This is a genomic window from uncultured Aquabacterium sp., assembly GCF_913773725.1.
In the GTDB taxonomy this organism is placed as follows: domain Bacteria; phylum Pseudomonadota; class Gammaproteobacteria; order Burkholderiales; family Burkholderiaceae_C; genus Aquabacterium.
This window is the reverse complement of sequence record NZ_CAJYGK010000063.1, coordinates 1-12,089: the sequence shown is the minus strand read 5'-3', so window position 1 is coordinate 12,089 and position 12,089 is coordinate 1. Positions and strand designations below refer to the sequence as shown.

The 12,089-nt window shown below is 63.1% G+C and carries 10 protein-coding genes and 2 pseudogenes; 4 read left to right on the top strand and 8 right to left on the bottom strand.

Annotated features, from left to right (window positions below):
• From QZ709_RS08030 to QZ709_RS08005, 6 genes and pseudogenes are all read right to left on the bottom strand, one after another.
• Positions 1–1,954 (bottom strand): conjugal transfer protein TraG (locus QZ709_RS08030; RefSeq protein ID WP_294636744.1); only part of this gene is annotated, 1,954 nt, incomplete at its 3' end.
• Positions 1,955–2,189: 235 nt separating this feature from the next.
• Positions 2,190–2,453: a hypothetical protein gene (locus QZ709_RS08025; protein ID WP_023106770.1), complete on the bottom strand. Its 264-nt coding sequence runs from the start codon at positions 2,451–2,453 to the stop codon at positions 2,190–2,192.
• Positions 2,454–2,472: 19 nt separating this feature from the next.
• Positions 2,473–3,393 (bottom strand): annotated as a pseudogene (locus tag QZ709_RS08020) (LysR family transcriptional regulator); the annotation flags it as partial.
• 27 nt (positions 3,394–3,420) lie between these two features.
• A complete protein-coding gene (locus tag QZ709_RS08015; RefSeq protein WP_006472396.1) occupies positions 3,421–4,884 on the bottom strand; it encodes an efflux transporter outer membrane subunit in 1,464 nt (487 codons plus the stop codon).
• Positions 4,881–8,033, bottom strand: a complete 3,153-nt coding sequence (locus QZ709_RS08010; RefSeq protein ID WP_006472397.1) for an efflux RND transporter permease subunit — start codon at positions 8,031–8,033, stop codon at positions 4,881–4,883. The genes QZ709_RS08015 and QZ709_RS08010 overlap by 4 nt, the downstream gene beginning before the upstream one ends.
• 29 nt (positions 8,034–8,062) lie before the next feature.
• On the bottom strand, positions 8,063–9,241 hold the full coding sequence (locus QZ709_RS08005) for an efflux RND transporter periplasmic adaptor subunit (RefSeq protein ID WP_006472398.1): 1,179 nt from the start codon (positions 9,239–9,241) through the stop codon (positions 8,063–8,065).
• Positions 9,242–9,424: 183 nt separating this feature from the next.
• Between QZ709_RS08005 and QZ709_RS08000 the strand changes: the two genes are divergently transcribed.
• From QZ709_RS08000 to QZ709_RS07985, 4 genes are all read left to right on the top strand, one after another.
• Positions 9,425–10,015, top strand: coding sequence for a transcriptional regulator (locus tag QZ709_RS08000; RefSeq protein WP_294636743.1), 591 nt, complete (start codon positions 9,425–9,427; stop codon positions 10,013–10,015).
• A gap of 38 nt (positions 10,016–10,053) precedes the next feature.
• Positions 10,054–10,374 (top strand): multidrug efflux SMR transporter, encoded by a 321-nt coding sequence (locus QZ709_RS07995; RefSeq protein WP_006472400.1) that lies wholly within the window; start codon positions 10,054–10,056, stop codon positions 10,372–10,374.
• Positions 10,375–10,672: 298 nt separating this feature from the next.
• Positions 10,673–10,816 (top strand): hypothetical protein, encoded by a 144-nt coding sequence (locus tag QZ709_RS07990; protein WP_023106774.1) that lies wholly within the window; start codon positions 10,673–10,675, stop codon positions 10,814–10,816.
• 68 nt (positions 10,817–10,884) lie between these two features.
• Positions 10,885–11,124 carry a hypothetical protein gene (locus QZ709_RS07985; protein WP_006472401.1) on the top strand — a complete coding sequence of 80 codons (240 nt, stop codon included), beginning with the start codon at positions 10,885–10,887 and terminating at the stop codon, positions 11,122–11,124.
• Positions 11,125–11,452: 328 nt separating this feature from the next.
• On the opposite strand, the gene QZ709_RS07980 is transcribed toward QZ709_RS07985, so the two are convergent.
• Both QZ709_RS07980 and QZ709_RS07975 read right to left on the bottom strand, forming a co-directional pair.
• Positions 11,453–11,644 carry a hypothetical protein gene (locus tag QZ709_RS07980; protein ID WP_006473313.1) on the bottom strand — a complete coding sequence of 64 codons (192 nt, stop codon included), beginning with the start codon at positions 11,642–11,644 and terminating at the stop codon, positions 11,453–11,455.
• A gap of 30 nt (positions 11,645–11,674) precedes the next feature.
• A pseudogene (locus QZ709_RS07975) lies at positions 11,675–12,089 on the bottom strand (NAD(P)/FAD-dependent oxidoreductase); the annotation flags it as partial.

The following is a 12,089-nucleotide window of genomic DNA, read 5'->3' as shown; positions in this document are numbered from 1 at the left end:
GCTGCATGGCCGGATCAAGCTGGCGAGGAAGGGGAAGCGGCAGGTCGTCGTCGTCATCGAGCAGCGCCAGGTCGGTGCCTGCGGGCTGTGGTTCGGGGCTGTATTCCGCGACTTCGGATAGCTCCGGCTGGCGACGCGGGCCGCCGTCATCGGCGGTGCCTGCGTCATCGCTGGACAGGCCCGTAGCCGGGGCCGTTGGCACGGCTGGGATCGCCAGGCCGCTCCAGTCGTCAGGGCGCGCAGGCGGCGCGTCGGCGTATTGCCCGGCCGCGAGCGCGGGCGGCGGCAATACACGGCTCTTGAAATTCGCGTCGGCGTAGTAGCGGAGCTTGTTCGCCTTGATCGGCGCCACGCTGGACACCATCACCACGGCCTCATCGGTTGGAAGCTGCATCACCTCGCCCGGTGTCAGCAGCGGCCGTGCGGTTTCCTGCCGCGACACCATCAGGTGCCCAAGCCACGGCGCAAGCCGGTGGCCCGCGTAGTTGCGCTGCGCGCGCAGTTCGGTGGCGGTGCCCAGCGTTTCGGAGATCCGTTTGGCCGTGCGTTCGTCGTTGGTGGCGAACGTCACGCGGACGTGGCAGTTGTCGAGGATGGAATGGTTCTGCCCATACGCCTTGTCGATCTGGTTGAGCGACTGCGCGATGAGGAAGCTGCGGATGCCGTAGCCCGCCATGAAGGCAAGCGCCGTCTCGAAGAAATCGAGCCGGCCCAGCGCCGGGAACTCGTCGAGCATCAGCAGCAGCTTGTGTCGGCGCTCGATGCCGTCGCTCCCGTCGAGCGATTCAGTGAGCCGCCGGCCGATCTGGTTGAGGATCAGGCGAATGAGCGGTTTGGTGCGCGAAATGTCCGACGGCGGCACCACCAGATACAGCGAGACGGGGTGCTCGGATGCGATCAGGTCGGCGATGCGCCAGTCGCAGCGCGAGGTGACTTCGGCCACCGTGGGGTCGCGGTACAGGCCGAGGAACGACATGGCGGTGCTCAACACGCCCGAACGCTCGTTGTCAGACTTGTTGAGCACTTCGCGGGCGGCGGATGCGACAACCGGGTGCGGTGCGCCGCCCAGGTGCTTCGTCGTCATCATCCGGTGCAAGGTCAGCTCGAACGGGCTGGCCGGGTCAGACAGGAAATTGGCGACGCCGCGCAGCGTCTTGTCTTCGCCCGCATAGAGCACATGCAAGATGGCCCCGACCAACAGCGCGTGCGAGGTCTTTTCCCAATGGTTGCGCTTCTCCAACGCCCCTTCGGGATCGACCAGAATGTCGGCAATGTTCTGTACGTCGCGCACTTCATGCGCGCCGCGCCGGACTTCCAGCAGCGGGTTGTAGGCTGCCGACTTCGCATCAGTCGGGTTGAACAGCAGGCAATGCGAGAAGCGCGAGCGCCAGCCTGCGGTGATCTGCCAGTTCTCGCCTTTGATGTCGTGGATGACGGCGGACGCGGGCCAGGACAGCAGCGTGGGAACGACCAGGCCCACACCTTTGCCCGAGCGCGTAGGCGCGAAGGTCAAGACGTGTTCCGGGCCTTCGTGGCGCAGGTACTCGTTGCGGTACTTGCCGAGGAAGACGCCCGCCGGTTGCGTCAGCCCGGCTTTGCGAATGTCATCCGCTTCGGCCCAGCGCGCTGAACCGTAGGTCGTGACCAGCTTGGCCTGGCGCGAGCGCCACACCGACATGGCGATGGCCACCACCACGGCCAGCAAGCCGCTGCCGCCGGCAATGGACCCGCCGATGTCGAAGACCTGCGGCGCGTAGGCGTCGAAGAAGAACCACCACTCGAACAGCCGCCAGGGGTGATAGACCGGCGTGCCGAAGAAGTCGAACCAGGGCGAGCCAAGGCGTAGTTGATAGCCCAGGGCGGCGGCTGTCCATTGTGTGGCACCCCACACGCCGGCGATCACGATGCCTAAGACGGCGGCGATCTGCCCGAACAGCACGCCCTGACCTTGCATAGACTGGCCTCCGATTTCCCCTGCTCTGATTCCTCGTCCACTTGCGGCACGGGGACGTGCCGCATAGCGCGAGGATCAGTGCCGGGTCGGTGCCGGTCAAAGACCGTTTTCGGCATCGAAATGCCGAAAAAAGCGATGTTTCAGTCTTCAGGAAACGCGAGAAAAGCGCCGCGAATACAGGCGTATCGTGGCGTGTCACGCAAAAAATCGAAGTTTGGCGGGCAAAATGCCGCGTTTAGAATTTGGGCGGCTTCTCCTGGGGCGTATAGGGCACCTTACCGTCGCCATAAAAACGCTTGCGAGTGGCTTCGGCCACCCTGCGGCATAGCTCGTCACCCAGCGCGGCACGGTCGGTGATGCACTGCCGGCGCAGTTCTTTCAACCGTTGGGGCTCAGAGGCCAATTCTTCAACGGTTGGAATGTCCTTCTGCTTCGGGGCCTCGGATGGGCCGCAGGCCGACAGCAGCACGGCCAGCAGGAGCGGAGTCGTCTTTGTCATGGCTTGGGTTCCTCCGGGGGTCAGGGTCGATATTCGGCGCGGGACGGTTAGCCTCAGGGGATTCGATCGCCTGTACGCGCTCGATGAAATGGGTCAGCGCGTCTGAAGGCTCGCCCTCCAGGCGCAGCAAATATGTCGTCAGCATCGGCGAGCGGCCCGCCAGCGGTCGTGCGACAACGCCCTGTTCGCGGCTGGCCGCTATATGCGCATAGCCCGTCAACCCGAGCCCGAAACCAGCGGAAACAAGCGCCATCATCAAATCGCAGGACGCCACCCGCTCCACTACCAACGGTTCCATGTCCACGCGGCGTAGCACTCGCTCCACTTGTCGCGCGTGACCTTCGCAAGCCTGCGGGTCGCAGAGGACGAGGGGGTAGCGCAGCACTTCTTCCAACGGAATGCGCTTGTGGGCCAATAAAGTATGTCGTGCCGGTACGGCCACCATCATGGGATCGTTCCATACGGCCAAAGCGGCAATGCCTTCCCCGACTTCATCTGACCGGGCAAAACCCACGTCGTACAAGTCGTCATGAAGTCCTTTGATTTGTTGGGACAGCGGGACTTCAAAGAATCGCAAATCGACTTCGGGTTCTTCTTGGCGGCAGAGTGCAAGCAGTGCTGGCAGCCGCGACGGTGTAATGCCGTCGGAAAGGGCGATACGCAGTTGGCTATGGAAGCCGTTGGCGGCAGCCTTCACACTGTCGCGGGCCTGCTGTATGGCAAGGAAAACACGGGGCACGTGATCCAAGAACAGCTTGCCGGCCCGAGTCAGTCGAGTGCTGCGACTGGTGCGGACAAAAAGCTGCTCTCCTAACTCTTCTTCCAGTTCCTTGATGGCGCGCGATAGCGGCGACTGTTCAATATGCAGCTTCTCGGCGGCACGGGCAAAGTGGAGTTCTTCGGCCACCGCCAGGAAGCAACGCAGATGTCGAAGTTCCATGTGGATTCCCCCTCCTTTGCCCGGCGGTCAGATGCCGCTACCGTTCGACAGAGCTGCCTGGTTCTCGGGAGCTGCCTTCCACCGACCACCCAGGGATTTGAAAAGGTCCGTCAGAGAAGACTGCCGCTGTGTGCTGACCTCGATCAGTGAAATCTGATTGGCAAAGTCATTGCGCTGGGCATCGAGGTAGCGCAGGTGATCGTCCACGCCGGCCCGGTACCTGGCCTGGGACAGCACCAGCGCCTGCTGGCTGCTCTGCGCGAGTTCTCTCAGTGCCTGTTCTTCGCGCCGCAGCGTGTCGGCCGCCACCAGGGCATCCGAGGTTTCCTTGAAAGCCGTTTGGATGGCCTTTTCGTAGCCTGCTATCGCGGAGTCCTTCCTGACCGTCGCCAGTTCGAGGTTGGCCTGATTTCGCCCGGTATTGAAGATGGGCAGGGTAATCTGTGGAGTGAAGGACCAGGACCGCTGGCCGCCCTCGAACAACCCCGACAGTTCGGCGCTGGAACTGCCAAAGAGGCCTGTCAGGGAAACGCTGGGGAAGAAGGCCGCCCGAGCCGCGCCGATGCTGGCATTGCGAGAGCGCAGCAGATGTTCGGCGGCCTGAATTTCCGGCCGGTTCGTGAGCAGATCCGACGGTGCGCCAGCGGCTATGCCCTGGACCAGAAGCGTACGCGTGGCTGGCTCCTGGGGCAGATGGCTGCCTGTGTCGGCGACGCCGACCAGAAGCCCCAGCGCATTGGACGCCTGACGCACTTCACGGTCCGTGCGTTCGAGCTGCGCCTTGGCCTGTTGCACCAGTCCCACGGCCTCCTGGTAGTCTAGGGCCGTGGCGGTGCCGGCCTGCCGGCGCTGCGCAATCAGCTGGAGCGCCGCTTCCCGGGAGTGCAGCGTCTGCGCCGTCAGAACGTGACGGCGCTGGGCGCCGTCGCGGCTGACGTAAGCCTGGATCACCTCTGCGATCAGGCTGATCCGGGCAGCGCGTGCGTTTTCCTCGGTCGCCAGATATTCCTCCAGCGCGGCTTGCGACAGGCTGCGCACCCGGCCGAACAGATCAAGCTCGAAAGCCGTCATTCCCACGCCTGCCTGCCAACTGGCCTGCACTTCCGACTGGCCCGAGTAGGTCAGGTCGGCCGGCACCCGCTGGCGCGTACCGCTGCCTTGGACGCCCACGCTGGGCAGGCGGTCGGCGCGCTGGACCCGGTATTGCGCGCGAGCGGCCTCGACATTGAGCAGGCTCTGGCGCAGGTCCCGGTTGTTGTCGAGCGCCAGTTCGATCAGCCGGCGCAGATGGTCGTCGGTGACGAACGCATTCCAGTCCAGTTCCGCCGCTGCGGCCTGCGTATTCACCGGGGCCGTCCCCGCGCCTTGCCAGTGGTTCGGGATCGGTGCGGGCGGGCGCTCGTAGGTCGGCGCGAGCGTGCAGCCCGCCAGTGCTAGGGTCAACAGGGCGGCCGTCGTGGATCGGGCCACCAGAGATTTACGCTGCTTCATGCCTCGCCTCCTTCGAGCGATTGCTGGCGAGGTGCTGTTCCTTCGCTGGCCTCCTTGCGGCGGCGGAACAACGACAGGACCCGGACGAAAAACACGGGGACGAAAACCACACCGAGCGTTGCCATCACCATGCCGCCGATCACCGCGATGCCGATCGCATGCTGGCTGGCTGCACCGGCCCCGGTCGCCAAGGCCAGCGGCACGACGCCGAGCGTGAAGGCCAGCGAGGTCATCAAGATGGGCCGGAATCGCAGACGCGCCGCTTCGATGGCCGCTTCGGCCAGCGATCGACCCTGTTCGTGCAGGCTCTTGGCGAACTCCACGATCAGGATGGCGTTCTTCGCGGCCAGGCCGATGATCGTCACCAGCCCGACCTTGAAGTACACGTCATTGGACATACCCAGGGCCGTCACCGCCAGCACCGATCCCAGGGCGCCGATCGGCACGATCAGCATCACCGAAGCGGGAATGGCCCAGCTCTCATAGAGCGCCACGAGCAGCAGGAACACCACCAGGATCGCGAGCGTGAACAGCATTGGTGCCTGCGCGCCGGCGGCCTTTTCCTGATAGGACAGGCCACTCCATTCGTAGCCGATGCCGCTTGGCAATTCCTTCATGATGCGTTCGAGTTCGACCATGGCCTGGCCGGTGCTGTGGCCCGGGGCGGCATCGCCGGAAATCTTGAAGGCGGGGTATCCGTTGTAGCGCGAGACTTGCACGGGCGCGATTTCCCAGGCGGCGCTGGCGAAGGCGCTCAGGGGCACCTGGCCGCCCTTGGCGTTGGGCACGTAGAGCTGGAGAACGCTTTCGGGCGTCATGCGCTTGGCACCATCGGCCTGTACCACCACGCGCTGCATGCGTCCGGTGTTGGCGAAATCGTTGACCGTGGCCGATCCATACGCGCTGGAGATGGCAGTGTTGATCGAATCGAAGCCGACCCCCAGCGCCAGCGCCTTCTCGCGGTCGATGTTCAGCCGCAACTGCGGCCCATCTTCCAGCCCCTCCATGACGGCGTAGGCGAGAACCGGGGAACTGTTGGCCTGCTCCAGCAGTTGGTTGCGCGCCGCGACCAGGGCGTCACGGCCCAGGCCGCCGCGATCTTGCAGGCGCAGCACGAAGCCGCTGGCGTTGCCCAGGCCCTCCACCGGGGGCGGGTTCACGGCCATCACCGTGCCATCGCCATAGCTCCCGAAATGGGCATTGAAGGCATTGACTTCATCGGAAGCCGATTCGCCTTTGCCGCGCTCGGACCAGTCATTGAGCGTCGGAAAGCCCAGCGCGGCGTTCTGCCCGGCTCCTGAGAAGCTGTAGCCCATGATCATGAGGCTGTTGTTCGTCGGCTTGCGATCGAGCAGGTACTTGTCGATCTCTTTGACCGTCGCGGACGTGCGTGCATGACTCGCGCCTGGCGGGAGCTGCACGTCCACGATGTAGTAGCCCTGATCCTCGACCGGCACGAACGCTTCGGGCAGACGGGTGTAGGTGAACGCGAGCACGGCCACCAGCAGCCCGTAGAGAACCATGGTGCGGCCGCTGCGGCGCACCAGTTGCGAGTTCAGCAGCGTGAAGCGCTGGGTCAGGCGCTCGAAGGAACGGTTGAACCAGCCGAAGAAGCCTTTTTTCTCGGCATGGTGTCCCTTGGGGATCGGCTTGAGCAGCGTCGCGCACAAGGCCGGCGTGAAGGTCAGTGCCAGGAAGCCGGAGAAAAGGATCGACACCGCCAGCGACAGCGAGAACTGCTTGTAGATGACGCCGACGGAGCCGCTCATGAAGGCGAGGGGGAAGAACACGGCGGCCAGGACCAGCGTGATGCCCACGATGGCCCCCGATACCTGGCCCATGGCCTTGATGGTGGCCTCGCGTGGAGACAGACCTTCCTCGGCCATGAGCCGCTCGACGTTTTCGACCACCACGATGGCGTCGTCCACCAGGATGCCGATGGCCAGCACCATGCCGAACATGGTCATCATGTTGACCGAGAAGCCCAGGACGTGCATCACCGCCAGCGTGCCCGCCAGACACACCGGCACCACGATGGTCGGCACCAGCGTGTAGCGGAAGTTCTGCAAGAACAGGAACATCACCAGGAACACCAGCACCACGGCCTCGATCAGCGTGTGGACGACCTTGTTGATGGCGACGTCCACGAAACGCGAGGTGTCGTAGGGAACCGTGTATTCGATGTCGTCGGGGAATCCCGCCGAGAGTTCCGCCAGGCGGGCCTTGACGGCTTCGGCCGTCTGCAAGGCGTTGGCCCCTGGGCTGAGCTGGACGGCCGCGGCCACCGCCTGCTTGCCGCTGTTGAGGGCGTCGAAGTTGTATTCCTGCAATCCGACCTCGATGCGCGCCACGTCCGAGAGCTTGACGGTCGCGCCTTCGCCGTCGGCGCGCAGAACGATGCGGCCGAATTCCTCCGGGCTGGAGAGCATGCCCTTGACCGCGATGGTCGCGCTCAGTTCCTGGTCGGCGTTGCCGGGACGCGCGCCGAAGCTGCCGGCCGGAACCTGCACGTTCTGAGCGGTGATGGCGGCATTCACATCGGCCACGGACAGGCCGTAGCCCAGCAGTTTCTGTGGATCGACCCACACCCGCATCGCCGCTTCGGTACCGAAATACATCACCTTGCCCACGCCGGGGACGCGACGGATCTCGTTGTTGATGTTGCGCGCGGCGTAATCGGACAGGCGCACCGCATCCTTGCCGGCATCGTCGCCCTTGTACTTCAGGGCGTAGATCATCAGAAAGTTGGAGGTCGCCTGTTCGACCTGGATGCCCTGCGTCAGCACCGACCGGGGCAGACGCGCTTCCGCTTTCTTCAGCCGGTTCTGCACATCGACCTGCGCCATGTTCGGATCGACGCCGGGGGCGAAGGTGACGGTGAGTTCGGCGATACCGGTGGAGCTGTTCGACGAGTCGTAGTACAGCAGCCCCTTGGCGCCGTTGAGTTCTTCCTCGATCACGCTGGTGACGGAATCCACCACCGTCGAGGCCGAGGCGCCGGGATAGGTGGCCCAGATCGAAATCTGGGGCGGAGCGACGTTGGGGTACTGGGCCACCGGCAGCGACGGGATGGCCAACAGCCCGGCCAGGGTGATGAAGATCGCAATCACCCAGGCAAAGTTGGGTCGGTTAATAAAAAATCTTGACATGGTCTGTTCTCAGTGGCCGGCGCGCGGGGTCAGTTGCGCGCACCGGCGGCCTCTGCGGATGGCGCGGCGGCCTGGTCGGTTTTCACGGTCACTTTCGCGCCGGCCTGGAGCGCGCCGGGCGCGCTGACGATCACCCGTTCGCCGGGCTGAAGGCCGCCCACGATCTGCCATTGCGAGCCGCGCATCGCGCCGGTTTGGACCGTGCGGGTTTGCACGGTGTCCTGGGCATCGGCCACGAGAACGTATGCCTTGCCGTCCGTGTTGCGTTTGACCGCGCGCTGCGGCACGAGAATGGCCTGGGGATCGACGCCCTGGTCGATATGGACCCTGACGTACATGCCGGGCAGCAGCAGGCCGTCGGTGTTGGCGAACCTGCCGCGAAGCGAAACCTGCCCGGTGTCGCGATCCACCGTCACGTCGGAGAACAGGAGCTGGCCGGTGCGCTGGTCCCCGCTGCCTTCCACCGTGATGGAGATCGGCAGGCTGCTCGCCTCGGCCTGTTTGAGCTTTCCATCGGCCAGCGACTTGCGCAGGCGCACCAGATCGTTGACCGGCTGTTTGAAATCGGCATAGATCGGGTCCAGTTGCTGGATGGTCGCCAGCGGGGTCGCTTCGTTCTGTCCTACCAGCGCGCCTTCCGTGACCAATGCCCTGCCGATGCGCCCGGAGATGGGGGCGCGCACCGTGGCGTAGTCCAGATTCAACTGAGCCGTCTCCACCTCCGCTGCGGCCGACTGGCGTGAGGCTTCGGCGCCGCGCAGCGTGGCCTGTGCGGCATCGAAATCCTGGCGGCTGACCGCTTCGATCTGCACCAGCGGTTCATAGCGGCGCACGACCGAGCGCGCTTCGACCAGCGCCGCTTCGGCTTTGGCCAAGTCCCCGCGCGCCCGCGACAAGGCCGCCTTGAACGGTGCCGGGTCGATCTGGAACAGCACGTCTCCAGCCTTGACGTTCGCGCCTTCCTCGAAGGTGCGACGCAGCACGATGCCGGCCACCCGCGCGCGGACTTCCGCCACCCGCACCGGCTCGATCCGTCCGGGCAGCTCGGCCGTGAGCGTGAAGGGCTGTGGTTGGGCCGCGACGGCTTCCACCGGCACGGGGGCCTGGGCGTTCGCATCCCCCTGTTTATCCCCGCAGCCGCTGACCAGCAGCACGACGGCGACCAGCGCAGACAGGGAGCGCCAGCGTGTTTGCAGATGCTTCGGCATCGTTGGAACCTTCCAGTAGTCTTAACAAGACCCACATGGTACTGATTAATCCCTATTGGGTCAACATTGACCCAATAGGGCCGATTCCGTACAATCATGCCGTGAGTGACAGCAGGCGCAGAATGGGATACTTCAGCTCCAAATGCGAAAATCAGGGCCCCCATGGAGCAAAGGAGAGCCGATATGACAACTAACTGGAATGAGACCGGAAATGACAGGCTCTTGGCATCGCTGGCGCTCGCGCTTGTCGATCAGCCGAGGGCATCCCTTCAAGAACTTGCCAAAGCCGTCGGCATAGGCAAATCCACGCTTCATCGTTTTTGCAGCACGCGGGACGAACTGGTTGAGCGGATGGCGCAGCACGGCGCGTATCGCCTTATCGAAGCGGCAAAAGCAGCCAAATTGGATCAGGACTCGCCGCTGGAAGCGTTCAAGCGGTTGAACACGACCCACTTTGAGCAGCGCGAACTCGCGGCGTTCCTCCTTTACCACTGGAAGGCCGCCGAGGCGCACGACCCCGAGCGACAGTGGGAGTCGTCATTGGATGCGTTTTTCCTGCGAGGACAACAGCAGGGCGTCTTTCGCATCGACATTGGCGCTCATTCATTGACCGAGGCATGGGCCTCCTTGATGATTGGCCTTATCGAAGCGGAGCGGCATGGCCGAATTGCCCGTTTGGACTTGCCTGCCCTTGTAGAGACATTGTTTCTTCATGGAGCGTTTGTTCCCCCGCCGTCCTCTGCCGTGGCGGCATCACACCAGACGACGGCCTAAATGGGCGCAGTCATTTTTTTCACTACTGGAGAATTGAAATGAGTTGGTTGTATCTGATAAGTGCCGGGCTTTTTGAGATCGGCTGGCCCGTGGGCCTCAAGATGGCGCAGAATCCGGGAACGCGGCTGACGGGCATTGCCGTGGCGGTCATGTTCATGGGCATCAGCGGAGTCCTGCTGTGGCTGGCGCAGAAGAATATCCCCATCGGCACTGCCTATGCCGTCTGGACCAGCATCGGGGCGGTCGGCACCTTTGCCGTAGGCATTCTGTTCTACGGCGATGCAACCTCGCTTGCACGCTACCTCGGCGTCGCGCTGATCATCGCCGGCGTGGTGACGCTCAAGCTCGCTTCCCACTAAGGTTGCGCCTTATTTTGCCCATCGAAACCTCCGCTCTCGCTGCACTGGCGGAGCCACGCTGTTCATCTACTGCTGTCACATCCTCTTCCACGAGGACTCAGATCACGGACAGAGATCTCGATGGGCGAGCGTTTATCAGGCGGGGGGTAATGAATCCGCCGTAACTGCGAAGGTAATTCACGAACTCGGCACTGCGTCCCTGGCTCATGAAGTGCTCGACAGGCAACGGCAACGTGGGCGCCCGGTAATCTGCGTCCGCGAGGACGTTCTTGGCAAACGCATAGTCTGCGATTGCGGCATGTCCGATGTAGACGAAGTCGGCTCCGGCGACAAGCCGATGCTGTGCATCCCGGGCGCCCCCTATCCCGCCGGAGAGTCCAAGCCGAATATTGCCGCGTGGAATCTCAGTGAACAGCTCACCGAGAAGGCGACCGGCCCGTAGTGCGCGGGGGCGCACTGCAACTCGCAAAATACTATCTGTCACCAAAACCGTCGGACCATAATTGTCCGATGACGACGCTTGCCATGGATGCAGCCCGGTCACCCAAGGAGGGCGCATTCCGTGCGGCTTATGTCGATGGGCTTGAGCACCTTGTGGAACTGATCGCGGGAAAGCCGAGTTCGGAGCGCCGCCTCACACTCTTGGCGGCGATCGTCGGCGCTTCGGTCTTGCGAAAGGCGACGGGCGAGTGTGCGCTAATGGAGGAAATTGAAGCTGCGGTTCTGGAATTCGGCCGAACTGTTGACTGAATCGTTTCCCGCCAAGTCTGCGTGGACTTGTCTATAGCCTTTCTGATCGGTGCAATGCATATTTTGAGCGCAACGGCGTTCTAAACTCGGCCCTTAGCTGAGCAACCACCGTAAATGGCATCGGCACTGCCTATGCCGTCTGGACCAGCATCGGCGTGGTCGGCACCTCGCTTGCGCGCTACCTTGGCGTTGCGTTGATGGCTGCGCTCGCGCAGCCATTTTCTTGACTTCTCAGGTCTGCTATACCGAAACGAAGAAAGTGCGTCCGGCATGATCCTGCGGCATCGGTATGCTGCGCTAGCATGTTTCAGGTGATCTGGAATTCCATCTACTCGTGCAAGCCGACGTCGCCCGTTATGACCATGCCAGTCAGGAAGATCGCGCACAGGAATGCGAGAGCGCATATCACGCCAAGCAGCTTGGCATCCCTTGGATTGTCGTTCTTGATTTCCACGACGGTGAGATACAGGAAGATGACCGAGAACAGCCAAGGAATTGCCAGGAACTGGAGTATTGTCATTACCAACTCATTCAAAAACGCGGGTGGCGTTCACCGTTCGTCGAACGCCGGCGAATTCTTGACCGTCTTCAGATTCTCATGAATGATGCGAGAGAATCTTCGATGGGTCCAATAATTGATCCCCCAGTTGAGCATCACGACGAACCGGTTTCCGAACCCGATCAGGAAGAATATGTGGATCGTCAGCCAGAAAAGCCAGGCGATGTATCCAGACAATCTGAACTTGCCGACGTCGACGACGGCTGCCATGCGGCCGATGATGGCGAGGCTGCCTTTGTCGTGATAGTCAAAGACGGGTTCCTGCCGTCCCGCGAGCCGCGCCTTCAGCAACTCCGCGACGTAGGCGCCCATCTGTTTGGCCGCGGGCGCCACGCCCGGCACGGGCCGCCCGTTGACTTCGATGCTGGCCAGGTCGCCGGCCACGAAGATATTTCCGTGGCCCGGT